Origin of the sequence: Pseudomonas sp. Sample_10 (genome assembly GCF_004321495.1) — a bacterium.
Classification (GTDB): Bacteria; Pseudomonadota; Gammaproteobacteria; order Pseudomonadales; family Pseudomonadaceae; genus Aquipseudomonas.
The window spans coordinates 145,990-170,131 of sequence record NZ_RCOE01000034.1 but is presented as its reverse complement, the minus strand read 5'-3'; the positions used below and the strand labels follow the sequence as shown (position 1 = coordinate 170,131).

26 protein-coding genes and 1 pseudogene are annotated in these 24,142 nt (G+C 57.8%); 21 read left to right on the top strand and 6 right to left on the bottom strand.

From position 1 onward, the window contains the following. Positions 1-14: 14 nt before the first annotated feature. Positions 15-920, bottom strand: coding sequence for a LysR family transcriptional regulator (locus D8U18_RS03045; RefSeq protein WP_241664284.1), 906 nt, complete (start codon positions 918-920; stop codon positions 15-17). Between the two features lie 309 nt (positions 921-1,229). On the opposite strand from D8U18_RS03045, the gene D8U18_RS03040 reads away from it, so the two are divergent. From D8U18_RS03040 to D8U18_RS03005, 8 genes are all read left to right on the top strand, one after another. Next, the gene (locus D8U18_RS03040) at positions 1,230-1,745 is read left to right on the top strand and encodes a flavin reductase family protein (protein WP_131106985.1); all 516 of its coding nucleotides are present in this window, start codon (positions 1,230-1,232) and stop codon (positions 1,743-1,745) included. A 197-nt stretch (positions 1,746-1,942) separates the two neighbouring features. Continuing rightward, positions 1,943-2,791, top strand: a complete 849-nt coding sequence (locus D8U18_RS03035; RefSeq protein WP_241664281.1) for an ABC transporter permease — start codon at positions 1,943-1,945, stop codon at positions 2,789-2,791. Positions 2,792-2,850: 59 nt separating this feature from the next. Next, on the top strand, positions 2,851-3,801 hold the full coding sequence (locus D8U18_RS03030; RefSeq protein WP_131106983.1) for a sugar ABC transporter substrate-binding protein: 951 nt from the start codon (positions 2,851-2,853) through the stop codon (positions 3,799-3,801). Between the two features lie 23 nt (positions 3,802-3,824). Further along, positions 3,825-5,324, top strand: a complete 1,500-nt coding sequence (locus tag D8U18_RS03025; protein ID WP_131106982.1) for a sugar ABC transporter ATP-binding protein — start codon at positions 3,825-3,827, stop codon at positions 5,322-5,324. A 29-nt stretch (positions 5,325-5,353) separates the two neighbouring features. Beyond that, the gene (locus D8U18_RS03020; protein WP_131106981.1) at positions 5,354-6,151 is read left to right on the top strand and encodes an SDR family oxidoreductase; all 798 of its coding nucleotides are present in this window, start codon (positions 5,354-5,356) and stop codon (positions 6,149-6,151) included. 201 nt (positions 6,152-6,352) lie between these two features. After that, positions 6,353-7,456, top strand: a complete 1,104-nt coding sequence (locus D8U18_RS03015; RefSeq protein ID WP_131106980.1) for an LLM class flavin-dependent oxidoreductase — start codon at positions 6,353-6,355, stop codon at positions 7,454-7,456. Positions 7,457-7,535: 79 nt separating this feature from the next. Next, a complete protein-coding gene (locus tag D8U18_RS03010) occupies positions 7,536-8,420 on the top strand; it encodes a transketolase (protein ID WP_131106979.1) in 885 nt (294 codons plus the stop codon). A gap of 3 nt (positions 8,421-8,423) precedes the next feature. Then, entirely contained in the window at positions 8,424-9,404 is a 981-nt protein-coding gene (locus tag D8U18_RS03005; RefSeq protein WP_131106978.1) for a transketolase C-terminal domain-containing protein, read from the top strand. A 291-nt stretch (positions 9,405-9,695) separates the two neighbouring features. On the opposite strand, the gene D8U18_RS03000 is transcribed toward D8U18_RS03005, so the two are convergent. After that, the gene (locus tag D8U18_RS03000; protein WP_131106977.1) at positions 9,696-10,601 is read right to left on the bottom strand and encodes an NAD-dependent epimerase/dehydratase family protein; all 906 of its coding nucleotides are present in this window, start codon (positions 10,599-10,601) and stop codon (positions 9,696-9,698) included. A 143-nt stretch (positions 10,602-10,744) separates the two neighbouring features. Here D8U18_RS03000 and D8U18_RS02995 point away from each other — a divergent pair, with 143 nt between their 5' ends. Continuing rightward, positions 10,745-11,674, top strand: a complete 930-nt coding sequence (locus tag D8U18_RS02995) for a LysR family transcriptional regulator (protein ID WP_131106976.1) — start codon at positions 10,745-10,747, stop codon at positions 11,672-11,674. Positions 11,675-11,779: 105 nt separating this feature from the next. After that, positions 11,780-12,562 (top strand): SDR family oxidoreductase, encoded by a 783-nt coding sequence (locus D8U18_RS02990; RefSeq protein WP_131106975.1) that lies wholly within the window; start codon positions 11,780-11,782, stop codon positions 12,560-12,562. 147 nt (positions 12,563-12,709) lie between these two features. Here D8U18_RS02990 and D8U18_RS02985 read toward each other — a convergent pair whose 3' ends face one another. After that, complete coding sequence (locus D8U18_RS02985) at positions 12,710-13,633, bottom strand: TIGR03571 family LLM class oxidoreductase (RefSeq protein WP_131106974.1); 924 nt, start codon at positions 13,631-13,633, stop codon at positions 12,710-12,712. 501 nt (positions 13,634-14,134) lie between these two features. After that, a complete protein-coding gene (locus tag D8U18_RS02980; protein WP_131106973.1) occupies positions 14,135-14,989 on the bottom strand; it encodes a type 1 glutamine amidotransferase domain-containing protein in 855 nt (284 codons plus the stop codon). A 125-nt stretch (positions 14,990-15,114) separates the two neighbouring features. Here D8U18_RS02980 and D8U18_RS02975 point away from each other — a divergent pair, with 125 nt between their 5' ends. The 11 genes and pseudogenes from D8U18_RS02975 to D8U18_RS02925 all read left to right on the top strand — a co-directional run bounded on the left by D8U18_RS02975 (position 15,115) and on the right by D8U18_RS02925 (position 22,884). Next, positions 15,115-16,071, top strand: a complete 957-nt coding sequence (locus D8U18_RS02975) for a LysR family transcriptional regulator (protein ID WP_131106972.1) — start codon at positions 15,115-15,117, stop codon at positions 16,069-16,071. A 220-nt stretch (positions 16,072-16,291) separates the two neighbouring features. Further along, positions 16,292-16,939, top strand: coding sequence for a hypothetical protein (locus D8U18_RS02970; RefSeq protein ID WP_131106971.1), 648 nt, complete (start codon positions 16,292-16,294; stop codon positions 16,937-16,939). Beyond that, positions 16,939-17,367, top strand: coding sequence for a phage holin family protein (locus tag D8U18_RS02965; RefSeq protein ID WP_130905719.1), 429 nt, complete (start codon positions 16,939-16,941; stop codon positions 17,365-17,367). The genes D8U18_RS02970 and D8U18_RS02965 overlap by 1 nt, the downstream gene beginning before the upstream one ends. Continuing rightward, positions 17,364-18,182 carry a DUF3618 domain-containing protein gene (locus D8U18_RS02960; protein WP_130905718.1) on the top strand — a complete coding sequence of 273 codons (819 nt, stop codon included), beginning with the start codon at positions 17,364-17,366 and terminating at the stop codon, positions 18,180-18,182. Before D8U18_RS02965 ends, D8U18_RS02960 begins: the two co-directional genes overlap by 4 nt. A 124-nt stretch (positions 18,183-18,306) precedes the next feature. Beyond that, positions 18,307-18,555: a hypothetical protein gene (locus tag D8U18_RS02955; RefSeq protein WP_131106970.1), complete on the top strand. Its 249-nt coding sequence runs from the start codon at positions 18,307-18,309 to the stop codon at positions 18,553-18,555. A 65-nt stretch (positions 18,556-18,620) separates the two neighbouring features. Continuing rightward, on the top strand, positions 18,621-19,121 hold the full coding sequence (locus D8U18_RS02950) for a CinA family protein (RefSeq protein WP_131106969.1): 501 nt from the start codon (positions 18,621-18,623) through the stop codon (positions 19,119-19,121). Between the two features lie 100 nt (positions 19,122-19,221). Then, positions 19,222-19,443 (top strand): annotated as a pseudogene (locus D8U18_RS28930) (glutathione-dependent formaldehyde dehydrogenase); the annotation flags it as partial. A 150-nt stretch (positions 19,444-19,593) separates the two neighbouring features. After that, positions 19,594-20,328: a DUF72 domain-containing protein gene (locus tag D8U18_RS02940; protein WP_131106968.1), complete on the top strand. Its 735-nt coding sequence runs from the start codon at positions 19,594-19,596 to the stop codon at positions 20,326-20,328. Positions 20,329-20,489: 161 nt separating this feature from the next. Then, the gene (locus D8U18_RS02935; protein ID WP_131106967.1) at positions 20,490-21,518 is read left to right on the top strand and encodes an acyl-CoA dehydrogenase; all 1,029 of its coding nucleotides are present in this window, start codon (positions 20,490-20,492) and stop codon (positions 21,516-21,518) included. 53 nt (positions 21,519-21,571) lie between these two features. Next, the gene (locus D8U18_RS02930) at positions 21,572-22,288 is read left to right on the top strand and encodes a PIG-L family deacetylase (protein ID WP_241664280.1); all 717 of its coding nucleotides are present in this window, start codon (positions 21,572-21,574) and stop codon (positions 22,286-22,288) included. Further along, a complete protein-coding gene (locus tag D8U18_RS02925; protein ID WP_131106965.1) occupies positions 22,285-22,884 on the top strand; it encodes an SAM-dependent methyltransferase in 600 nt (199 codons plus the stop codon). The genes D8U18_RS02930 and D8U18_RS02925 overlap by 4 nt, the downstream gene beginning before the upstream one ends. On the opposite strand, the gene D8U18_RS02920 is transcribed toward D8U18_RS02925, so the two are convergent. Together D8U18_RS02920 and D8U18_RS02915 are read right to left on the bottom strand one after the other, a co-directional pair. Then, positions 22,885-23,535 carry a glycosyltransferase family A protein gene (locus D8U18_RS02920; protein ID WP_131106964.1) on the bottom strand — a complete coding sequence of 217 codons (651 nt, stop codon included), beginning with the start codon at positions 23,533-23,535 and terminating at the stop codon, positions 22,885-22,887. A gap of 131 nt (positions 23,536-23,666) precedes the next feature. Further along, positions 23,667-24,137, bottom strand: a complete 471-nt coding sequence (locus D8U18_RS02915; RefSeq protein WP_056856897.1) for an Lrp/AsnC family transcriptional regulator — start codon at positions 24,135-24,137, stop codon at positions 23,667-23,669. Positions 24,138-24,142: the final 5 nt, after the last annotated feature.

Genomic DNA, 24,142 nt, shown 5'->3' with positions numbered 1-24,142 from the left:
CATACATGCCGTCGCTACTGTGGGGGTAGGACGTACCGCGAAGGGATGTCGAGTTTTTTGAAGTATTGCACGGCAAAATCGACGAAGGTTTTAACACGCAAAGGTAGCTTCTTGCCGCCCTCGGTGAGCAGGTGAAACCCGGTGGTTGGGCACTGATAGTCTTCCAGCAGCGGGATCAACCGTTGGGCCTGTATGTCGTCCGCCACCTCCCACGCTGATTTCCAGACGATCCCCAAGCCTTGCAGCGCCCACTGACGCAAGGTGAAACCGTCATTGGCCAACCGATTGCCCTTGACCTGAATCGTGGTCGACACGCCCTTGTTCATGAACCGCCATCGATCCAGGGTGAAATCTGCACGCAGTTGTACCAGACAGTTGTGTTGCAGCAGGTCTTCGGGGCGCAGTGGCGCGCCATGTTGCTCAACGTATTGCGCAGAACAGCAAACCACTTGCCGATCCACCCCGAGGGAACGAGCGATCAGTGAACTGTCCGGGAGGTCACCGAACCGGATCGCAATGTCGGAGCCGGACTCTACGAAGTCCAAAATTCGGTCGGTGAAAAACAGGCGAATGCGTACATGGGGGTTTTCGCTGATAAAGCTGTCGACCAGCGGGCTGATCCACTGTCGCCCCAAATCAGTAGGGCAAGTCACACCGATAGTGCCTAGCAAGTCGCTGTGGCCGTTTTTGATGATGCTGTCGAGGGCGTCGACCTCTTCGAGGATCTTCAGGGCATTTTCAAACAGCAACTGACCTTCGGCGGTGGGGCACAAGCTGCGAGTGTTGCGCTTGAGCAACCGCAAACCATAGAACTCCTCCATCGCCTTGAGGCGACCACTCATGGCGGCGGGTGACAGGCCCATCTGACGACCCGCCGTTGATAGCGATCCTGTCTGTACGACGAGACGAAACAGCCGCATGTCTTGTAATCGATCGACCATGATGGTTTCGCCTCGTGGAAGTTGTTTTTTATTGTCTGCAAAGTATTAGCCAATTGTTCAGCAAAAACCATCTAATTAAAGAATCCTACAGGCCACCAAATAAAGGCGAAATCCCTTTGGAATGGGTGTTTCCGGGTGCCTGTGAAGATAATTCAAATATGTTTGTTGTTTGATTCATCTTTCGGAATCGGTGAAAAGTCAATTTTCTAAAATCGAATAGAAAAGTTGGGGTGATTGTTAATAATGAAAGCCAGTGCCTGTGAGTCACAATAAAAAGAGGTTTATGTTATGCGTGTTCAATATCAAGAGGCCGCCCCTTCGATAGACCTGGTGGGTCAGTTCAAATCAGCAATGGGACGCTTTGCCTCTTCTATAACCCTGATCACCACATTGGACGACGATGGTCAGCCCCACGGCCTGGCGGCAACTGCTTTTTCCTCGGTGTCCATGGACCCTGCCTCGGCGCTGATCTGCGTCAACCGAACCGCCAGCGCCTCACCGATCATCAAACGCTCGGGGTTGTTCTGCGTGAACATGCTGCAAAGTCAGCACGAGCCGATCTGCAAGATTTTCAGCCAACCCGACCTGCGCGAGCGACGCTTTGTCGAGGGTGACTGGCACACCGGCGTTCATGGTATCCGTTATTTGGCCGACGCCCAGGCAGCGATTTTTTGCGAAGTAGTGCAAGAGATTGAACACGGGACGCACACGGTATTTATCGGCAATGTCATTGATGTCATCACGCAGCCGTTGAACGAGCCACTTTTATATATGGGAGGGCGTTATCGGGAGTTGGGTTGTTAACCCGTAGTTGTCGTGTGCTGCTCGATCTTATAACAATTACATAAGAAGTGGATGTGGGTATGAACAATCAGTTGTTGGCAAAAACAAGAGTGCCGGGGTCCATTCCAAAGTGGGTCGGCTTGGATACGAGTGTGGCCGGCCCTACGATCGGGCTGTTTTTGTTATGTGCAGTATTGACCTTCTTTACCGATAGCTTTTTGACGCTGAGTAACCTGCTCAATGTGCTGGATCAGGTAACGGTCCTCGGCATCATGGCGTTGGGCATGACGCTGGTCATTCTCATCGGTGGCATCGACCTCTCAGTGGGGGCAGTGCTGGCGGTAGCGATCATGGTCATGAGTTGGCTTGAGCAGGTTCTCGGCCTGCCGATGTGGGTGGCCATGCTTGGGGCAATAGCGGTCGGTGCAGCGTGTGGCTCGACCACGGCCTTGCTGGTCGTCAAGGCCGGTCTTCCATCCTTTATCGCGACACTGGCAATGATGTCCATCGCCCGTGGGCTTGCCTATATGGTCACGGACGGTGCGCAGGTCAGCGGCTTTCCCGAATGGTTCAGCAACCTCTCGATTATTCGCTACGGCGGCGTACTGTCGCTGACCGTCAGTTGCTTCGCCGTGTTGGCGCTGGCGTTCTGGTTCGTCCTCAAGTTCACCGTACCCGGTCGCAGCCTGTACGCCATCGGCGGCAGCAGCAAAGTGGCCAAGCTCGCCGGCATCCGCGTCAAGGGATACACGAGCGCGGTGTACATCATCTCGGGCATCTGTGCGGCCCTGGGCGGCATCATCATGACCTCCCGCCTGGACACCGCCGGTGCCGGCGCGGGTGTTGGCTATGAGCTGGACGTGATTGCTGCCGTGGTGATTGGCGGTGGCAGCCTCAAGGGCGGCGCTGGGAGTGTGGTCGGCACGATTATCGGCGTATTGATCATCGGCGTTTTGCGCAATGGCTTGAACCTGGCCGGTATTTCGCCCTTCGTCCAGCAAGTGGTCATCGGCGCGGTCATCGCATTCGCAGTGATGCTCGATTTGCTCAAGCGCAAGACTGATTGATTGCGGGTGGTTAACAGAATCCGCCATCAACTTCCACGCACAATAAGAAGGATAAAAACATGAGCCTGTCTGATTTTTCGCTACGTTTTTTTGGGTTGCCACTGCTGGGCTGCTTGATGTCGGCCGGCGCTTACGCGCAAAGCAAACCTGTGGAAGAAATCACCGTAGGGATGTCGATCCCGAGCTTGCAATGGGTGTTCTACCTGATGGTCCGTGATGGCGTCATGGAGCAAGCCAAGACGCTCGGCATCAATAATGTGCTGGTGGCCGATGCGCAGGCCGATCCAGCGCGTCAGGTCAGCCAGATTCAGGACATGTTGAGCAAAGGTATCGATGTGCTGTTGTACACCGCCACCGGTAGCGCTGCTTCGGCCGTGCCGGTGCGACTGGCGCGACAGCAGGGTGTGCCGGTGATCTGCATTGACAACTTTCCGAAAAACGTCGAATGCGACGCCTACATCTCGACCGACAACCTGGCCGCCGCCGGGGAGCTGGCCCGGCAGATGATCAAGTTGACGGGGGGCAAGGCTGAAATCGGCCTGTTGCAGGGCACCCTCGGCGATTCCACGGAAGTGGCTCGCGCCAAAGGCCTCGATGCGGTGCTGTCCGAGGCGCCGGACATGAAAATCATCGACCGCAAACCGACTGACTGGCTTCAGGACAACGGCTTCAAGGTTGCTCAGGACATGTTGCAAAAGAACCCGAAGATCAACGTGTTCATCGGGCGCTCTGATGCGCCGGCACTCGGTGCGGCTCAGGCAGTCAAGGTGGCGAACATCGATCACAAGGTCTGGGTGTTCGGCTATGACGGTTTGCCTTCTGCCCTCGAAGCAATTCGCGACGGCAAACTGGACATGACCATCACTCAACAAGCCGTGGAAATGGGGCGTAGCGCATTGCGCACCGCCGTCGATCTGCAGCAAGGCAAACAGGTGACCAAGACTCAGCTGTTACCAGCTTTTGTCACCACTCGCGAGAACGCAGAAGCCTTCCTTGAGAAGCATCCTTGAGATCGGCAGAGGGAGGGCACGTCATGAATGCGATCAGTACCGCTCAGGAGCCGCTGTTCCGGGCGAGCAATATCGGCAAGTCATTCAACTCGGTCAGGGTGCTGGAAGATATCAGCCTGGATATCGGCTATGGAGAAGTGGTGGCATTGCTCGGGGAAAACGGCGCAGGTAAATCGACTTTTTCCTCGATCGTCGCCGGTGCGCTGACACCCTCCAAAGGCACGATGTTTCTGGCCGGTGAGCCTTATGCGCCGACCGGGCCGGGAGCTGCGATGGCGCTGGGAATCAACATGATTCACCAGGAGATTCACCTGCTGCCTGACTTGAGTGTGTCGGAGAACGTTTTTCTCGGTCATCTGCCGACCCGCGACGGCATCATCGATCGCAAGAAAATGTTCCGTGAAACAGAGAAGCAACTGCGGCGCCTGGGGCTGGATATCTCACCGGATACTCCCGTGCGGCAACTGAAAATCGCCGCCCAGCAACTGGTGGAAATCGCCCGGGCGCTGACCCTCAATTCGCGCCTGTTGATTCTCGACGAGCCGACAGCAGCCCTGGGAAAGGACGAAACCGACCTGTTGTTCAAACAGATTGAGGAGCTGAAGAAGGAGGGCGTTTCCTTCATCTACATCAGTCATCGCATGGATGAGATCGCCCGGATTGCCGACAAGGTCGTGGTCATGCGCGATGGTCACCTGATTGCGCGTCACGACAGTGGAAAGGCTGATGTCAGCATCCTGGTGTCGCAGATGGTAGGACGCCCTATCGATCGGTTGTTTCCGGAACTGGCGGAACCACAGGAAGCGGTGGTCTTGAGCGTCGAACACCTGTCGGACAAGGCAGGGCGTTTTCACGATGTGTCATTTTCAGTGAAGGCCGGGGAGATCTTCGGTATTGCCGGCATCGTCGGTGCCGGTCGTACGGAGCTGGTGCAGGCAATCGCCGGGTTGAGTGCACTGGCTCAGGGCAAGGTGATGTTGGGTGACCGACTGCTGCCAGCCAACAACGTACTGGCGGCGATTGATGCCGGTGTCGTGTTAATTCCCGAGGACCGTAAATCCGAAGGCGTGGTGCTGAGCCAGACCATTGCCGAAAACCTTGCCTATTGCAATCTGGACAGCCTCAGTTCCTGCGGTGTCATGGCCAACCGCAGGGTTGCGGCGTTTGCCCGTGAACGCATTGCGACGTTGGGGATCAAGGGCGTGGCGGGGCAGATGCTCGACAAGTTATCCGGCGGCAACCAGCAGAAAGTGGTGATCGCCAAATGGATCGCACGCAATCCCAAAGTCATCATCCTCGATGAACCGACTCGTGGCATCGACATGGGGGCACGCGCGGCAATCTACGAGTTGATCATCGACCTGTCGAAAACCGGGGTGTCAGTGATTGTCGTCAGTTCCGACCTTGAGGAAGTCATCGGTCTGTCCCATCGGGTGATGGTCATGGCGCGTGGTTGTTCCCAAGGCATCCTGCATCGGCCACAGATCGCCCCCGACAGCATCATGACCCTGGCCACTGCTTGATGACGGGCATTAATCGAGGAGGTTCAAACATGTCTGACCCGTACCAGGCGTTGCCGTATCGGCCCTTTGCCGAGTTGCTGGATTTGCGCGGAAAAACCGCCGTCGTCACTGGTGGCAGCAGCGGCATCGGCTTCGCCATCAGTCGGCGACTGGCCGAAGCGGGGGCCAATGTGCTGATCGGCAGCCTCGCGCTTGAGCGCAGTAGTGAATTGGTTGAAGCCGGTTATACCGTGGCCTTTCAAGCCACCGACGTCAGCCATCCGGCTGACATTCAGCGCCTGGCGGACACCGCGATCGAGCGTTTCGGCGGCCTGGATGTCTGGGTCAACAACGCTGGGATCTACCCGCTCAGGGCGATTGATGACATCGATGCAGGTTTCTGGGACGGGCTCCACGCGATTAACACGCGCGCAGTGTTTCTGGGGGCACAGGCGGCGCAACGGCAGATGCGCCGGTTCAAAAGTGCCGGATCGATCGTCAACCTGTCATCGATTTGCGGTCACCGGCCCATGGCCAATCACTGCACCTACGACGCATCCAAGGGCGCGGTACTGGCTATGACCCGAAGCCTGGCGAAGGACTTGAGTGCCTTCAACATTCGGGTCAATTCGATCTCGCCAGGATTGACCGCGACGCCGGGCAACCTGGAACCGGAATTGCTCGAACAGCACCGGCAGAACAACGTGCTGGGCAACATCGCCCTGGGTCGGGCGGCCGAGCCCTGGGAGATCGCCGATGCCGTGCTGTTCCTGGTTTCGCCGCTGTCGTCCTATGTGACAGGCATCGATTTGCTGGTGGACGGCGGCTGGTTGCTGCACGGAAGTTGAAACGCAAATAAAGCTTTTGAGGATGAGTTGTACGCGCTGAACTCACGCGTCGACTGCCTCGGATATTTGAACCATTCCTTGAACGTTGCGACTTGCAGCGCCGGCACTGGCACGCCTGCGAAACGAGCGCTCGTCATGAAAACGGTGCGTTGTGAAAAACCTTCGCAATGCGCCGGTCACTGAAAACAGCAGGAGAACGACATGAAACTCGCCATGTTCATGCAGCCACTTCATCACAAGGGCTGGGACTATCACGAGATGTATGATCAGGACATCGCTTGTGCAGTCCATGCCGATAGCGTCGGTTTCGATGAGCTTTGGGTCGGTGAACATACGTCACAGCGCACCGAGCCGATCACTAACGCACTGCAATTTCTTTCCACCCTGATTCCGCTTACCCAACGCATGAAGCTGTGCACCGGTGTACTGAATCTCCCGCACCATTTTCCGGCGCGTATCGCCGCTGATGCCGCGATGTTCGACCACATGTCCAAGGGGCGCTTCATCATGGGGATCGGCCCGGGTGGGCTGGCGTCCGACTTCGAGGTATACGGCAGCAACGGCAAGGATCGTGGGCAGATGATGGTGGAATGCTACGAGATGATCCGTGCGATCTGGAACTCGGGTGCGCCCTATGATCTTTCCTCGCAACACTACCAAGTGAGCCTCAAAGAGGCGGTGCATCACGAACTGGAAATCGGCTACATGCCGACGCCGTTCCAGAAACCGTTTCCACGGGTGGCAACCACGGCCATGAGCCCGTTCTCCGGCACCGCAAAACTTGCGGGCGCCAAGGATTGGGACCTGATGTCCGCCAACTTCAATCCGACGGCGACCGTAGCTTCCCATTGGCAAGCTTATTGTCAGGGTGCGCAAAGTGCCGGGATCAAGGCCGATGCCAACAATTGGCGGGTGGCCCGTTCGGTATTCGTCGCCGACTCACAGGCTCAGGCCGAAGACTATCTGGCGCAAGAGAGTTGCACATTGCGACGCTACTTCGACTACATGATCGATAACCTGGCCACCAACCATTACACCAAGATCTTCAAGACCCGCCCGGACATGACCGACGAGGAAGTGACGGTCGATCATTGCATCAAGGAGATGGTGATTTACGGCGACGTGAATTCCGTCACCGAGCAACTGGTTGCGTTCAGTGAACAGACCGGGCCGTTCGGCACCTTGATGACCACATTCCACGAGTGGGACGACGAAGCGCTGTGGCGGCGCTCGATGCAACTGACCGCGCAGCAGGTGATGCCGCGCCTCAACGATTACATGACCCCCCGACTCAAAGCGCAGTAATCGCCCGATTGCGTTGGGCTTATGTGCGGCCGCATCGCGGATGTGGCCGAAACTTTGGTAATGCGCCTGGACACGACATATGACTGATTTGACAGACTTGCGCGAAAGCGCGGATCGAGCGTTTGAACTGACTGAAAAGGAGTTGGCTCGGCTACGGGATAAAGCCCAGTTCATTCGCCTGGAAACCATCCGACTGATCGAAATCGCCAAGGTTGGCCACTACACCTCGGTGTTCTCGGCCGCGGAGTTGTTTGCCGCGTTGTACTACGACGTGATGGATCTGCGATTCGCCGAGCCAAAATGGCCAGACCGCGACCGCTTCATGATGGGCAAGGGACATGCGGCCGTCGGATTGTTTCCGGTATTGGTGGAGTGGGGCTTTTTCGCCAAAGAAATCCTCGACAACTACACGCGTCTCGGTAACCCCCTGGGCGACCACCCGGATATGCGCAAAGTCCCCGGTGTGGATTTCTCCTCCGGCTCCATTGGTCATGCACTGTCCGGCGGGCTGGGAATGGCCCTGGCCGGGCGGATGCTGGGCAAGTCGTTCACCACTTACGTGATGCTCGGCGACGGGGAAATGCAGGAAGGGCAAGTGTGGGAGGCGGCACTGTCGGCGGCCCACCATAAGACTGCAAACCTGGTGGCGATCATCGACCGCAATGGCTATCAGCTCGACGGCAATGTCGATGACGTCATCGGTATCGAGCCCTTGGCGGACAAGTGGATTGCTTTCGGTTGGGAGACCCACGTGGTGGATGGTCATGATCTCGCTGCAATCACCAGCCTGTTACGTCGCCTCAAAGCCGACACGACCCGCACGCAACCGGTGTGCATCATCGCCAATACCGTCAAGGGCAAAGGGGTTTCCTATATGGAAACCGAGCCGGGCTGGCACCTGGGGTATCTCGATCCCGAGGATGCACAGCGTGCTATCGACGAAATCAAAAGCAAGGTGATCTAACTCATGAATACCGCACCTCTGTCGAACAACTCCTGGCAGTACCGGGAACTGAACAGCCAGACACCAAGCTTGAATGCCTTGTCGGATGCCCTGATCGAATTGGCGGAACGGGGCGAGCCGATCGTTGCCGGTACCGCCGACCTGCAGTACTCCAACGGCCTCTCTAAATTTGCCGAACTGTATCCAGAGAAATTCGTGCAGTTCGGTATTTCCGAACAGAACATGGTGTCTGCCGCAGCCGGTATGGCTGCGGTGGGCATGAAACCATTCGTGGCGACTTTCGCTTCGTTTCTGCCATTGCTGTGTTGTGAGCAGATCCGCATGGACGTGGCGTACTCGGCACTGCCGGTGCGCCTGATCGGCCACCACGCCGGGATTTCCCTGGGCTTCTACGGCACTTCGCATCACGCCACTGAAGACCTGGCGATCATGCGTTCGATTGCCGATATCACGGTGGTTGCTCCCGCCGATGGCAATCAACTCAAGGCCGCGATCCTCGCCTCGGCCAACTACCCGCAACCGATCTACTTCCGCATCCAGCGCGGGCGTGATCCGGTGGTGTACGACACCGTGCCTGACTTTGTCTTCGGCAAAGCCACGGTGCATCTGACGGGCGATGAACTGACGATCATTGCCACAGGCTCAACGGTGCACCCGGCACTTGAGGCAGCCAGGGCGTTGAATGCCGCCGGGCGTTCGGTGGGCGTGATCGATATGACCACCATCAAGCCGCTGGACCGTGAGGCGGTGCTGACCGCCGCGCGCAACAGCCGGGCGATTCTCACCGTGGAGGAACACAACATCATCGGCGGATTGGGTGGCGCGGTGTGCGAAGTCATCGCGGAAGAGGGCATCGGCGTCAAAGTGCGACGCCATGGCATTTACGACGAATACAGCCTGATTGCGCCGCCGACTCATCTGTATCGGCATTACCGGCTGGATGCGGCGGGCATCGAAAGCGTGGCACTGGAGGTATTGGGTTAAGCCCGATGCAGGAGCGACCCTGATCGCGATGGCGCGCTGTCAGTCGATGATCATGCTGGCCATGTAATGGTCGTCGCGAGCAGGCTTGCTCACACAGCTTTGGCTGTTCTGCGAGGTAACAACGGTTTCCCCTTTTAGGCGTTCTGAGCCTGGCGTGCGATGGGGGCTTTCATTGACGAAAGCCCTGGTCGCACGTTTTTTTATGGCTGCGATTTATAGGGGCGGGCTTTCATCCGGGCATAAAAAAAGCTCACCGAAGTGAGCTTTCAAGGTTTCGAAAATGGAGGGGTGTTACCACTGCACTCCGCTGTTTTCGATCCACTCCAGAATCGACTCGCGCTTGGGCTTCCACCCCAGCAATACCCGGGCATTCACCGCGCGAACACGACTATTGGAGCCGATGGCAAAGCGCGCCCAATCACCCAGCAGTGCAATCGCCTCATCCGCCGGCCAGCTGCGAATCTCGCCACCGAAACCCAGTGATTTGCTGATGGAAGTGGCGATTTCGATGAACGATGCTTCGCCGTTTTCGGCGAAGAACAGTGACGCTGAAGGGGCTTTTTCGATGGCCAGGCGATACAACTCAGCCAAATCTTCGATATGCACGTTAGACCAGCGATGCACGCCGGCACCCATGTACGCGCCGGCACCGTACTTGCGCGATTGGGCGAACAGCTTGGGCAGTTGATCGCTTTTGGCTGCAACCCCCAAGGTCTCGCCGTAAATCATGGTAGGGCAGAACACGATGCTGCGAATGCCTTGTTCGACCCCGGCGCGACGCACGATCTGATTGATTTCGACCCGGTCCTTGCGGATGTCCATCGGGGTGAACGGGGTCTCATCGGTGAAGATGTCGGCGCGTTCGTAAGCGCCGCGAGCGTCGTCACCGACCACGCTTGAGCCCGACGTGTGCAACAGCACTTTTCCGCTGCCGCTCAAAGCCTTGATAAAGGTTTCTACCGAGGCCAAGTGATCCGAGTTCGCGGCGTTGACCACCGCATCGGCCCAGCGTGCCTGTTCGCCGAGAATGTAAGCGTCATCCAGGGTGCCGAGTACGGGGGTGATGCCCAGGGCCTGGAGGGCGCTGCGCTGTTCCGGGTTACGCACCAGGCCACTGACTTCATGACCCGCGTCCACGAGGTATTTGGCCACGGAGCCGCCGATGTATCCGGTCACGCCGGTAACGAAAATCTTCAATGTCTTGTCCTCGTATTTTTTGTGATTCCTGACCTTCACCGGAGCAAAGGGCAGGCATTCCAGGTTCAGGAACGCTTTACCATACGATCAGCCCTGCATATGAGCTAGACTGCTTGAACTACAAGTATCTGTGAATTCAGTTCATGCTAAACATAAAAGACGTCAATCGTTCCGGGGAAATGGAAGTGTTCACCCGGGTCGTCAATGCCGGGACCTTCTCTGAGGCCGCACGACAGCTGGACATGTCGCCTTCGGCCGTCAGCAAATTGATTGCGCGCTTGGAGGCGCGCCTGGGTGCGCGCTTGCTGCATCGCTCAACCCGGCGCCTGGAACTCACCGCCGAAGGCGAGCGGTTCAACAGTGAATGCCTGCGCATTCTCGAAATGATCGACTCCGCCGAACGGGATATCGGCAACGTGGCCAAACCCAGTGGGCTGATACAGGTAAACGCCAATCTGCCGTTTGGTCTGCATTGCCTGTTGCCGCTGCTACCCGACTTTTTCTTGGCCTACCCGGACATCACCCTCAACGTGGAGCTCACGGACACGGTTGTCGATCTGCTGGAACGTCGCGCCGACATCGCAATTCGCACCGGCCCGATGAAGGAGTCGAGCCTGGTGCAGCGCCGCTTGGGTGAGAGCCGTATGATCACCGTGGCGTCCCCGGCTTACATTGCGCGTTGCGGCGCACCGAAAAACCTCATGGAACTGCAGCGCCACAACCGCCTCAGCTTCGGTTTTCACCGGCACTCACAGGCCTGGGTGTTTCGAGGCGCTGACGGCGAACGCATCGAGATCGAGCCCAAGGGCAATGTCCTGCTCAGTGACGGCGAAAGCATGCGTCGCTCTGCACTGTCAGGCCTGGGGATTGCCCGACTGGCGAATTTCCACATTCATGACGATCTCGAAGCAGGCCGCCTGGTCCCGGTTCTGCAGGATTACGACAGTGGAGAGACCGAGGCGATTCATGCGGTGTTTATCGGTCCTGGCCAGCAGCTGCCCCATCGCGTGCGTGTGTTTATCGACTTCCTGCTGGACAAGGTCGGACCGCAACTGGTGACTGACCGGCCGTGATGCACTTTCCGTCATTGGCTAACTCCGTCTTCAGAAATCCTTGAAAATCATCGGTCAAGGCCTCGGGCATGATTGCGTGCACAATGACAAAAGAAGGCTGCACCCATGGATTACCAATTGACTGGAAAAACCGCGCTGATCACCGGAGGCGCCACGGGCATCGGCAAGGCCATTGCCCAACGTTTCATCCTTGAGGGCGCCCGCGTCGTGATCAGCGGACTGCATGAAGAAGAGGTCAGCGCGGCCCTTCAGGAACTGGGTGATCGCAGCCGCGGGATGGTTGCCGACTTGACCGAAGACGGGGCCGCGGAGCGCCTGGTGGCCCTGGCTCTTGAGGCGGGACCGATCGACTTCCTAATCAACAATGTCGGCATCTTCGAGGTTCGCGATTTTTTCGAAACCGACGATGCCCAGTGGTTTCATTACTTCAACGTCAACGTCATGAGCGGTGTGCGCATGACTCGCCTGGTGATGAAGGCAATGCTTGATCGCGGACAGGGTTCAATTGTGTTCATCAGCAGTGAATCCGCCGTCAAGCCGCAGCCGTGGATGGTTCACTATGGCGCGATGAAAACGTGCCTGCTGGGTGTCTCCAGAGCCTTGGCGGAGTTGACCAAGGGGACTGCGGTGCGCGTCAACTCGATACTCCCGGGGCCAACCTACACCGATGCAGTCAAGCGCTATCACCGGGAAATCGCCGAAGAAAAAGGCATCTCGGCGCAACAGGTTGTCCACGATTATTTCGACGAGACCGAACCGACTTCACTGATCCGACGCATGATCGAGCCAGAGGAAGTGGCCTGCAGTGTCTTGCATCTGGCGGCATCACCGGCGCTCAATGGCATGGCGATGCGTGTCGAAGGCGGGACTATTCGGTCGATTCTGTGAGGTGAGTTTCAAAGGCAAGCGCTGGCTTTCCTGGCAGCGCTGTCTGTTCAGGCGGGTGTCGGTCACACCCGCCGCGATACCGTGGAGATGAAGGACTCGCGCAAGGGTCAATTTACCGAGCCTCGCACCGATGATTGCAATGGGAGTTCATTGAAATCCAGGCAATACGTACTCGGCAATTTCTTCCATCACCTCCACCAGCGGGCGTTCGCTGCGACGCAAGTGCAGGCCAACATGTTGCACACCCGCTTCACGCAGTGCCTCCAGCTCTGCAATGAGTGCCATTCGCCCGCCACGCCCACCGAAGCGCAGTCGTTGCATCGGCGCGTGAGGGTCGGCTTCAAGATCCAGATGCAGGAAGGTGATATAGGGTTTGTCAGTGCCTACCTCACGCCACAGGCCTACGCGCCGCTGATGTTCCTGTGGCGTTCCAGGGTAGGCGAGCCAGGCGTCCATGTGTTCTCCAATCCAGTTGGGTGATTGCTGGCCAAGCCCGGCAACCAGCAAGGGAACGCGCTCTTCACGCTGCGGCAAGAGTTGCGCGCCCTCCGGCAGGCGCCCTGTGCCCTGGCTTTTGAGCAACTCCACGGCACTGCGAAAATGCGCTCCCCGTTGGTTGTAGTCGACACCGAACAGCGGGTATTCCATCGGTCGATCGCCGCTGGCGACGCCCAATAGCATGCGACCCCCACTCAGTTCATCGATGCTATTGGCCGCCTTGAGGGTTAACCACGGTTGTCGAAGCGGCAACACCACCGCGGCAGTGCCCAGCATGATGTTTTCAGTGATGCCAGCCAGATATCCCAAGTAGGAAAAGGTTTCGAAAACCTGGGCGGCATCTCCAAAGTTCGGATCATACATCGGCACATCACGTACCCAGAGTGCTCGAAAGCCACTGGTGTCTGCCAATCGGGCCAGTTGGGTGTGTTGCTTCAGGTCAGGAACGCCAAAGGGTCGGTTCTGCGCCAGGCGCAAGCGCTGGCCGGCTGTGGACCAATCATTGTCCAGTGGCAATTCAAGTCCGATGGAAAAATGGGTGGGACCAAGTAAACGTTGAAAGTGTGAGTTCATGAGGTCTCCTGTGTCTGCACAATCCAGGGCGGCGCCCTGGGTGAATGCCGACAGTATCGGCGGCGCCGCTTGGGAGAAAAATGCATCAACGGGCACAATAGTTTTGATCTAAATGCACTATTGGACGACTTTCTTTGTGAAGGCAGGAGCGATTGCTGAGGGAGGTAGGTCGATTGGGCGGGCGCTGCGACGTGACTGTTGCCCCCGTCCGCGTTCTACTCAAAACACACGAAAACGCCACTCATCGAGCGTAATGCTGTTCACTTAAGAGATAGAGCGAACAACAAGAAACCTGTGGGGAGGGAGCTTGTCGGATCGCCGCACCGTCCCGCTGGACTGTGCAGCAGTCCCATTTTTAGGGCCGCTTCGCGCCCCAACGGGACGGTGCGGCGATCCGACAAGCTCCCTCGCCACAGATACAGTGTTCGTCCTTAAGTGAACAGCATTCCTCTCATTGAGCGGCGTCTTCGCTACAAAAAGAAAGCTTGAATCGATCAGCCTTTATTTTTGTTTCGCGGACTTGAGTCGCTCGACGATGACCTTACCCACGTCCAGGGCTGAGCCCGGGTTTTGCCCGGTCACCAGTTCGCGGTCGACGACGACATGAGCGGTCCACGGGGACGTGTTGCTGCTGTACACGCCTCCGGCTTTTTCAAGGGCTGTTTGCGGATAGAACTTCATGGCCCCCCCGTTCAATAAACCCTTGGCCAGCTCCTCTTCCTGATTGCTGATGACGGTGAACCTGTAGCCGGCGTAGGTCCAGGTTGGCGCGGCGGCTTTGGTGTTGGATTCGAGTTTGCTTGTGAAGTCCTTCGGGTCGGCCAGGGTCGACAGTAATGCAATCGGGCCATGGCAGACGAGGGCGGTCGTCTTGTTGTTTGCATGGAAGTTGTTCAGCAGTTTGCCCAGCTTGGGGCTGTGTAGCAGATCCTGCATCGGTGCGTGGCCACCGGGTATATAGATCGCGTCGAAATGCTCGTAGCCAATCTGTTCGACACGCGACAGGCTGATGACCGGTGACTCACTCGCTGAGGTGATCTTGAGACGTTCCAGCAACGCCTTGTGCTCTTCCAGTGCGGTAACGTCATTGTTGAAATACATCTTGTCGTTGGACGAGTTGTCCAGCGTCGGCGCCTTGCCCGTCGGCGTTGCAAAGGTCACTGAATGTCCGGCATCGAGCAGCAGTTTCACAGGTTGCATCAATTCATTCAGATAAAAGCCGGTCGCAAAGACTTTATTGTCCTTGAGGTCGAGATGGTCTGAATCGGACAGCACAACCAGTAAGTTGCTGGCGTGGGCGTTGAAGGCCGTAGTGCAAATGGCCATTGCAAGGGCGAGTCGGGTAATGGGGCGCATGGTATTTCCGAGCAGTGGGTGTTGTGTTCGATCAGCCGTTGCGTGATCGGTGATACCACTATATTCATGCCTTGCAGGGCGATAAACTTGCTCCAGCGAACAGCACTTGTTCTTTTGAGATAAAGATGAGCCGTCGATTTGATTATCTAGCCGATGTAGAAGTCTTCGTCACCGTTGTGGAGAAGGGCTCCCTAAGTGCCGGGGCCGTTGTTCTGGCGACCACTCCATCCGTGGTCAGTCGGGCGATTTCGCGCCTGGAAATACGTCTTGGCGTTCAGTTGTTACGGCGCACAACTCGCCGCCTGAGCCTGACTGAGGCGGGCTTGCTTTACCTCGAACAATCCCGCGCGGCGTTCTCGTTGATCGATGATGCCGAGCGGGCGATCCTTGGGCAGGAAGGCGCTTTGACCGGTCGTGTACGACTTAGTGTGCCGACGACTTACGGGCATTACCGATTGCCGGCGTTGCTGTGCCGGTTTAATCGGCAGTACCCGCAGGTGCGCATTGAATTGAGCATCAGTAATCGAAATGTGGATCTGGTGGCCGAAGGGTATGACCTGGCTATTCGCCTGGGGCAGTTACCTGACAGTGGCCTGATTGGACGCAAGCTTGAGGATGCGGGTTTATGCGTGGTCGCTGCACCGGATTACCTGCGGCGCGCAGGTACGCCGAGCAGTATCGGTGAACTGCAGGTGCATGCCTGCCTGCCATTTGTGATGCCTAGCAGCGGCAAGATCGGCCCCTGGCTGTTCCGTGAGCAGGGGATTGATCGGGAATGGATTCCGGATGCGAGTGTTCATGTGTCCGATGACGTGCTGGGCACGGTGTCTTTGGCCGAGCATGGCATGGGGATTTGCCAGACCTACGACTTTATTGTCCGGGAGCGGATTCAAAGTGGGCGCCTGGTGTCCCTGCTCGAACACGTGGGAGGGCGATCCCGACCGTTCTCGGTGATATTCCCGCCGCATCGCCAGTTATCGGCTGCGTCTCGGGCGTTGATCGACTTCCTGAACCGCGAAGTGGCGGATCTGGTCCCCGCGCCACTCGTCGAGCGACAAGCGATCAGTAGGGCCGAGGAATGAAGCGAAATGCCCCTGGCGGATGATGGGCGATCAATGTGAATTTTGCTATTTTCGCCCGCGTCGACTGAACATCTCCATAGGCTGCAACAAATTCTGCATCACGCTCATCATCCGCGTTGAACTCCCAACTGAGCTCTTCCGTCCTCTGCTATGAGGGGCTCAGGGCAATACAGCTGCGTAGTCCCCATGAACGTTTTCGATTCAGAAGGCGAGGGACGACATGAACACTTCAGACAGCAGGACTGGCACCGATACGGGCAATCCAGGGAACGGTAATCCGCAGCAAGGGTTTCAACATTTAAAGGAGGACGTCACCGAGGCGCTCGGCGATGTAAGGCAACAAGCCGATGCACAGTTCGGGCAATACCGTGACACGGCGGCTGACCAGATCGACGCCTTGGCTCAGGGAGCGAAAAGCTTCGTCTCCGAGCTGGAGGATAAAGACACGCTCGGCATGTCCGATTATCTCACCGACATGGCGGAGTCCATGAGCGGACTGGCGGGAAACCTGCGCGGCAAAAGTGCCGAGCAGCTTCTGCATGACGGCGCTGAGCTGGCTCGCAGTAATCCCGCGCTGTTCATTGCCGGCAGCATTGCGTTGGGTTTTGGCCTGTCACGGTTTCTCAAGGCAGGCAGTTCTGCGGCCATGACCGTGCACGCCGGGCACGATCCTGCAACAGGCACGTCAACGCCTCCAACCGGTGGTTTTGGCGCCCAGCGCCCCTATGAAACATCTCCCCCCCATACCGACCCGGCTCCCGGACTCGCCACGGGCATCACGCCGGCTTCGGCGGATGTACACGACCATCCATCGGACTTTGCTGCGGCATCGACAACCGTTTCGCCAAACGTCAAAGGAGAACTGTGATGAACAGAGACGAATCAGATTTGCCGGGCGTTAGACCGGTTACCCAGGCTGATGACGCATCGGTTGTGGGCTTGCTCAGGCAGTTGTCCCGCGAAGTGCCCGCGTTGTTCACCAAGGAACTCGCACTGGCCAAAGCCGAACTCCAGGCCAGCCTGACAACGCTCAAGGCCGGAATCGCCGGCGTAGCGGGGGGCGCGATCGTGCTGTTGGCGGGATTCATCATTTTGCTGATGGCAGTCGTCTACGGTCTTAGCCTGTTCATGGCACCGTGGTTGGCCGCGCTGATTGTTGGCGTGGTGGTGATGATCATCGGCTTCGCCATGTTGCAGTCGGGGAAAAAACAATTCGAGCCGTCCCACTTCAAGCCTGACCGGACACTGGACGCTCTGAATAAAGATCAGGAAGCGCTGCGGAGGAAAGTTTCATGAAAAGCGAATTGGAGCTGGAATCGGAAAAGAGCCCCGAACAGATAGAACGCGAGATTGACGCGCAGCGCGCGAGCATCGGCAACATCGTCGACCGCCTGGAAAGCAAGTTCACCCCCGGACAGATGATCGACCAGGCGTGGGGCATGATGCAGGACAATGGCTCGACATTCCTCAGCAACCTCGGCACCAGTGTGCGCAACAATCCGGTTCCCGCGGTGCTGACATCGGTGGGCTTGCTCTGGTTGATGATGAGCCAGAACCGTCCGCCAGTACCGCGCCCAAGCTATCGCACCGGGCCGGATCAGCTGGGTGATTGGGCCGATGATATAGCGGAAGGCTTCGACAGCGCCCGTGAGCATGTGCACCAGACCACCGATACCTTGAAGGAAGGTTATCGTTCGTTGAAAGACAAGGCTGTCCACATGTCTGACAACGTCGGCGCCGCCACTGACCACTTAAGCCACGCCGTGCACGACGTAAGTGACCGCGTGACGCGAAACACTCAGGTGATAGGTCAGCAGTTCAGTCAGCTGCTCAAGGAGCAACCGCTGATGGTGGCGGCGGCAGGCATCGCCCTGGGCGCAATGATCGGTGCTGCCTTGCCGACCACCGCGACCGAGCAGCGCTACCTGGGACGTACCAGTGCAGGCCTGGTCGACAAAGTGAAGAAGCAAGCGCAGGAAGGCTATGAAGCGGTGCGTGACACCGTCACTAAAACCACTGAGCAAACGGACGTGGAAGCCAGGCCGGATATGCAGGCATCCCGCACGTCCGGCACACCGGCGGATCTTTCCAGTGGACTGGGGACGTCCTGATTGTCTCAACAGCGGGAGGTCGGTAACGGCCTCCCATTTTCCTTGCAACCGACATCGTCAGATGGTGTGAACCAATCGCGAGTGTCCGGGCTCCACCAGGAAACATCTGCCATGGGCTAGTGAAATGAATGCCTTCAAAGATTTGCTGTCGCCGGCTCAGGAATTGAAATTGCGCGCACTCGATGCCTGGCATCGCGCGCTGGAAAACAAGCGGCTGCGCATGGATTGTCCTGATGCCTACCATGAAGAACTGCTGCGTCGGTCCGATGAGATGGATCGTCTGGGTATAGTCACCTGGGCCGAATGGCGCGACCTGCGCAGAGAGGCCGACCAGGCGTATTTGCGTGCAGTCGCCGGCGAAGACTACCACTGAGGATTTTCCTGGAGTCTTCGGCGCCTTCACATATCAACCGAACAATCATTTCGTGAGTGCTGCTCATGCCCATCGCTGACGATACCGTTGAATACTTGCGCGATAACGCTTTGGTGCTGACAACGGCCGAATCCTGTACAGCCGGCAAGATCGTGACGCTGTTGTCGGAAGTTGAAGGCAGCGGCGAGTTCATCGAGTGCGGTTATGTGGTGTATTCGCCACAAGCCAAGCAGCGCGTGTTGCATGTCAGCCCGCGCACCATCGAAACGTTCAATCTGACCAGCGTGGAAGTTGCCAAGGAAATGGCGCTGGGTGCTCTGCGAGACAGTACCGCCAATGTCGCTGTGGCCACCACCGGCATTCTCGGGCCGGAAGATGTCGACGGCATACCCGCGGGCACTATCTGCTTTGCCTGGGCGTTTCAGTCCAGTGGTGAACATTGCCTGTTCAGCCACGAGCATCGGTTTATCGGTTCTCGCTGTGAGGTGCAAACGCAAGCAACCGAATACGCTTTGCAATGGCTGCCGCACTTTCATCGTCGCCTGATGAGTGGCGAACAAGGTTGAAAGCACATGAACGACGATTCAGAACATCCGGATTTGAGCAGTCGTAAATATGCTGTTCGCGAGCTTACCAATTGTGGGTCTGGCGTTTTGAACGACGGGGTTGGTGTTGCTGGAATATATCGAGCTGGGTCATTTGCGTCCTGAAGAAATCATTACTCACCGCATGTCCTTGGAGCTAGTCGCCCAGGGATACGAGATTTTCGACAAGCGCCAGGAAGACTGCCGCAAAGTCATACTGATTCCGGGTGCGCCCGTTGAGCCGTTGACGGAGTCGATTGAACCGGGAGTGGGTTTCGCTGACCGTGGGGTACCGAGCCTCTAGATCAGTTCATACAGCTCTGGTCGATTGTCCATCATGGAAGCTACTGAGTCGGTGCTGCTGGCTGCGCGTTAGTCTCGCGAAATTCGCCCCGTTCGGGATTGATCACTGCACCATCGAGGTTTTCATGCAGGAAGCAGAGAGGGAGATCCTTTGAACCCTCAATCGATTTACATAGGTTGCGCGGGCTGGAACGTCGGGCGCGAACATGCACCGCAATTTCCTGCGCAAGGCACCCATCTGCAACGCTACAGCGCACAGTTCAATTGCGTTGAAATCAACAGCTCGTTTTACCGACCGCACCGGCATCAGACTTACGTGCGCTGGGCCGAGTCGGTGCCGGCAGGGTTTCGCTTCAGCGTAAAGATTCCCAAGCAAATCACCCACGAACTGCGCTTGGCGAATAGTGAACCGTTGCTCGAAGAGTTCCTGGGTCAATGCTGCGGATTGGGCCAAAAGCTGGGTTGCCTGTTGGTACAGCTGCCGCCGTCACTGGCGTTTGACGAAGCAGTCGTAGAGGTGTTTTTGACGGCACTGAGAGCGCAGTACTCAGGCCCCGTGGTTCTGGAACCACGGCACCCGTCCTGGGTGGAGGCTGGCGCCTTGCTGATGGCATACGGGGTGAGTCAGGCAGCCGTTGACCCCTCGAGGATCAGCACTGACGTGTCTCCGATGGGCACACTGGACGTGCAGTATTGGCGTCTGCATGGCTCGCCGCGTATCTACTTCAGTGCTTACGCTCCAACCTGTCTGAATAGCCTTGCACACACACTGCGGGCTGCCGCTGCCAAAGGCGTGAGCGTTTACTGCCTGTTCGACAATACCGCCAGCGGTGCCGCGCTGGGCAATGCGTTGGAACTGAAGGCGTTACTCGCATCGGCTGATTGAATCCGTTCACGCATGCCGTTAAGCAACACCTGAAGGTTCAATGAACTCCTGCCAGCCACCTGCCTCTGAACATCAAGAGCTCGTCAACGCGCATTCAGCTGCTGCATTTCGCTCGTAGCACAAGCACCTGCCTATTGAGTCACTACCTGGGAACGTCGGTCATGAACAACGCCGCACACTTCGAAAACCTGTTGGCCAGATTCGCCGCCCGGCCCGTGAACGCTGATGCGCAAAGTGCGCTGCAAAAGTTGATGCAGGAATTCATCGGTAGCGGATTCGCCTCCTTGCCTATGCCCGGCCAAGGCCGGACGCTGGAACGATGGCGGACGCTGGCGGCCGTGTCCGCCAGCGATCTGGCGCTGGCCAAGTTGTACGAAGGACATACCGATGCACTGGCGATCATGACAGAGCTTGACCCCGACGAACTTAACGCCCGCGGCTTTTGGGGCACCTGGGCTGCCGAGCCGCACTTTGCCCGGGTCAACATCATGGATCGCCAGCGAGACCAAGTGTATTTGCACGGGCGTAAAGCCTGGTGTTCCGGTGCGCAAATGCTTGATTGGGCATTACTGACGACGTGGGATGAGCAGCATCGACCACAACTGGTCGCCGTGGATTTGCGGCAATCGACGATCAGCATTGAGGCCGATGCCTGGCAGGCGGTTGGCATGAGCAATACGGCCAGCGTCGATGTTGCGTTCAAGGGTGCCTTGGGCCGATGTGTCGGCATGCCCGGCCAGTATGTGGATCGACCGGGTTTCTGGCAGGGCGGGGGAGGGATCGCCGCCTGTTGGTACGGCGCGGCGTGTGCGCTTGCCGGTTACCTTCGTGAACACTGTCGCCAGCCCTGGCACGACGCACATGCCGCCGCACACCTGGGCGCTGTCGATGCGGCGCTGTGCAGTGCTTCGGCCTGCTTGAAAGATACGGCGATGTGGATCGATGCCAACCCCGGGCAATCGGCGCAACTGCCTGTCCGGCGATTACGTGCCCAGGTGGAAGTGACGGTCAGTGTGGTGCTTGAACATGTAGGGCGTGCATTGGGCGCCACACCGTTTTGTCGCAACCCGCACTTTGCCAGGCTCGCGGCCGACCTGCCGGTGTTCGTCCGACAAAGCCATGCGCATAAAGACCTCGCGGCGCTTGGTGAACTGGTCGCTGCGAAACCGGCTGATGGGTGGCTGTTGTGAGGGGTGAAGCGGCCGCTCAGGCAGAAAATCTCATTCAAGGCAGGGGAACCACCGTGGCTGAATGGCAGGCCTGTCCGTTGCTGGCTCAGGTGCAGACCATCACCCATCAACAACTGATCCCCGAGGGACGGCGTGTGGTTGTAGTGGCTCCACACCCTGACGACGAAATCCTTGGCTGCGCAGGCATTTTGGCCGGCATGAAAGGCAGAGAGGCCGATGTGGTGATGGTTGCAGTCACCGATGGCGAAGCCAGTCACCCCGGTTCGCGGCAATGGACTGCCTCTCGATTGCGTCAACAGCGCCCGCTGGAAAGTCAGCACGCCCTCGAGCGATTGGGGCTCGACACCAAAGCATTGAACTGGCAACGATTGGGGCTGCCGGATAGCGCGGTGGCGGGGCGGGAGACGCAGTTGGTCGAACGGCTGCTGACGCTGATTCATCCCGGCGATCGGGTGGTGACCACCTGGCAATCGGACGGGCACTGCGATCATGAAGCGACCGGCAGGGCCGTGGCGTTCGCAACATCACAGCGCCAAGCCTGTTTGATCGAGGTGCCGGTCTGGGCGTGGCACTGGGCACGGCCACAGGATCCGAGAATTCCCTGGGCGCGTGCTCGCAAGTTGATGCTTGATGCGCAGCTCGTGGAGAAAAAACGCCAGGCGATCAACGCCCACGTTTCTCAAGTCAGTACCGAAGGCCGGTCCTCGGCAGTCCTTGATCAAGAAACCATTGAGCGACTTTTGCAGCCCTTTGAACTGGTGTTTCTATGAGCGTTTCGCCTGACTACTTTCAGCAACTGTTCAACGCCAGTGATGACCCCTGGTCGTTCCGCACCCGCTGGTACGAAAAACGCAAACGCGAACTGATGCTGGCGAGCCTGCCACGCCAGCGCTATCAGCGCGTTTACGAGCCCGCCTGCGCCAACGGGGAATTCAGTGCGCTGCTGGCCGAGCGCAGTGAATCGCTGCTGTGCCAGGACATCATCGACAAGGCGGTGACGCTTGCCCGTCGTCGGCTCAGTCACTTGCCCCATGTCCGGGTCGAGCAGGCACGCATTCCCGAAGACTGGCCCGACGGTACGTTTGACCTGATCGTCTTGAGTGAAGTCGGCTACTTTCTCGATGCCAGGGCCTGGCGTCAGGTGATCGAGCGCACGTTGCTCAGTCTCGATGCGCAGGGCGGGGTGCTGGCGTGTCATTGGCTGCATCCGTTTGAGGGATGCTCGCAGGACGGCCGAGACGTCCATGCAGCACTTGCGCAAAATCTGCAGCTGCATCGTCTGGTGCATCATGAGGAAGCTGATTTTTTACTGGAATACTGGAGCCGCAACCCCGCCTCGATTGATCTCGCCGAAACCTGCGAATAATTACAGGGCCAACGACTTCAGATAGTCGCCAAAGCCTTCACGACAACGACAGTTTTTCCGTGCGCTGGTGGTTACCCGGTTGCTGGCTGTCCACATGATGTTTGCACCGCTGCGCTCAAGATCTGAGACCAGTTGCACATCTTCGTGGGCGGCCAAGGCCTGGAAGCCGCCAGCTCTGCGATAAGCCGCCGAGGAAACACCAAGATTCGCCCCGTGTATATGCCGGTGGCCGTCCATGGCGTGGTAGTTGGCGTGGTAGCGTTCGCGCACGCGTCGTGGGTGTTCGGACCAGTCGCTGACCTCAACCAGGCCACACACGGCATCCGCGTTGAACCTGATCTGGTCAGCCAGCCAGGCTTTGGGCACTACCGTATCGGCATCGGTGAACGCCAGCCAGCGTGCGTCAACTCCCAGCAAGTGTTCTGCGCCGTGTGCCCGCGTTTTTCCGACGTTACGGTGGGTGCAGGACAAAGTCATCACGTCATAGGACCGGGCGATGTGCAGTGATGTGTCCGTGCAGTCATCCAGAACGATCAGGATCTTTACTTCTTCATCATCAAGGCCCCGATGCAACGCCGCCTCCAGCAATGACTCGATGCATTGGTTCAAGTGCCGCTCTTCATTGTGCACCGGGACAATGACTCCAATCATTTGAAGACCTCCATACGCCAGCGCTCATTATCTGGCTATTGGATGTCGACCGATGCGCATGACGTTTGGTTGCAATGAACGTATGAAGGCGTGTTGTATTAGCTGCCCGCAAGCCAGCTATCGACAGCGCTCTACACCGTCAATTTCCGGCTGAACTTGGTTTCCATCACGATATGCGAGGCGGTGTGCGCAACCCCTTTGATCATGTTGATCCGGGTGAGCTCTGCGTTGAGTTCGCTCAGGGTCGGCGTGGCGATATGAATGATGAAGTCGGACTCGCCCGACACCGCATACACGGCCTGCACCGAATCCATCTTGCGCAGTGAGGTCATGACATCGGTATAGCTCTTGTTGGTGCAGGAGGTCATGGTGAAACAGTTGATGGTCTGCTGGAGCCTGTTCTGGTCGATGCGCACGCTGTAGCCAGTGATCACGCCGGCCTTTTCCAGACGGCTGATGCGCTCCTGGACAGAAGAGCGAGAGACCTCGAGTTTGCGTGCCAACGAAGCGGTGGGCTCGCGGGCATTGGCCTGCAGCAGGCCCAGCAATTGCCGGTCCTTTTCAGTCAGGTTGAACAGTGGACCGCCGTGCTGCACATCCATGAACG

Coding starts and splice junctions, on each gene's coding strand:
- D8U18_RS02960 (WP_130905718.1), top strand. CDS start 17,364: ATGAAAAGCGAATTGGAGCTGGAATCGGAAAAGAGCCCCGAACAGATA.
- D8U18_RS02925 (WP_131106965.1), top strand. CDS start 22,285: ATGAGCGTTTCGCCTGACTACTTTCAGCAACTGTTCAACGCCAGTGAT.
- D8U18_RS03040 (WP_131106985.1), top strand. CDS start 1,230: ATGCGTGTTCAATATCAAGAGGCCGCCCCTTCGATAGACCTGGTGGGT.
- D8U18_RS02970 (WP_131106971.1), top strand. CDS start 16,292: ATGAACACTTCAGACAGCAGGACTGGCACCGATACGGGCAATCCAGGG.
- D8U18_RS03025 (WP_131106982.1), top strand. CDS start 3,825: ATGAATGCGATCAGTACCGCTCAGGAGCCGCTGTTCCGGGCGAGCAAT.
- D8U18_RS02995 (WP_131106976.1), top strand. CDS start 10,745: ATGCTAAACATAAAAGACGTCAATCGTTCCGGGGAAATGGAAGTGTTC.
- D8U18_RS03030 (WP_131106983.1), top strand. CDS start 2,851: ATGAGCCTGTCTGATTTTTCGCTACGTTTTTTTGGGTTGCCACTGCTG.
- D8U18_RS02935 (WP_131106967.1), top strand. CDS start 20,490: ATGAACAACGCCGCACACTTCGAAAACCTGTTGGCCAGATTCGCCGCC.
- D8U18_RS02990 (WP_131106975.1), top strand. CDS start 11,780: ATGGATTACCAATTGACTGGAAAAACCGCGCTGATCACCGGAGGCGCC.
- D8U18_RS02950 (WP_131106969.1), top strand. CDS start 18,621: ATGCCCATCGCTGACGATACCGTTGAATACTTGCGCGATAACGCTTTG.
- D8U18_RS02920 (WP_131106964.1), bottom strand. CDS start 23,535: ATGATTGGAGTCATTGTCCCGGTGCACAATGAAGAGCGGCACTTGAAC.
- D8U18_RS03005 (WP_131106978.1), top strand. CDS start 8,424: ATGAATACCGCACCTCTGTCGAACAACTCCTGGCAGTACCGGGAACTG.
- D8U18_RS02955 (WP_131106970.1), top strand. CDS start 18,307: ATGAATGCCTTCAAAGATTTGCTGTCGCCGGCTCAGGAATTGAAATTG.
- D8U18_RS03010 (WP_131106979.1), top strand. CDS start 7,536: ATGACTGATTTGACAGACTTGCGCGAAAGCGCGGATCGAGCGTTTGAA.
- D8U18_RS02975 (WP_131106972.1), top strand. CDS start 15,115: ATGAGCCGTCGATTTGATTATCTAGCCGATGTAGAAGTCTTCGTCACC.
- D8U18_RS03015 (WP_131106980.1), top strand. CDS start 6,353: ATGAAACTCGCCATGTTCATGCAGCCACTTCATCACAAGGGCTGGGAC.
- D8U18_RS03020 (WP_131106981.1), top strand. CDS start 5,354: ATGTCTGACCCGTACCAGGCGTTGCCGTATCGGCCCTTTGCCGAGTTG.
- D8U18_RS02965 (WP_130905719.1), top strand. CDS start 16,939: ATGAACAGAGACGAATCAGATTTGCCGGGCGTTAGACCGGTTACCCAG.
- D8U18_RS02915 (WP_056856897.1), bottom strand. CDS start 24,137: ATGGATGTGCAGCACGGCGGTCCACTGTTCAACCTGACTGAAAAGGAC.
- D8U18_RS02980 (WP_131106973.1), bottom strand. CDS start 14,989: ATGCGCCCCATTACCCGACTCGCCCTTGCAATGGCCATTTGCACTACG.
- D8U18_RS02985 (WP_131106974.1), bottom strand. CDS start 13,633: ATGAACTCACACTTTCAACGTTTACTTGGTCCCACCCATTTTTCCATC.
- D8U18_RS03045 (WP_241664284.1), bottom strand. CDS start 920: ATGCGGCTGTTTCGTCTCGTCGTACAGACAGGATCGCTATCAACGGCG.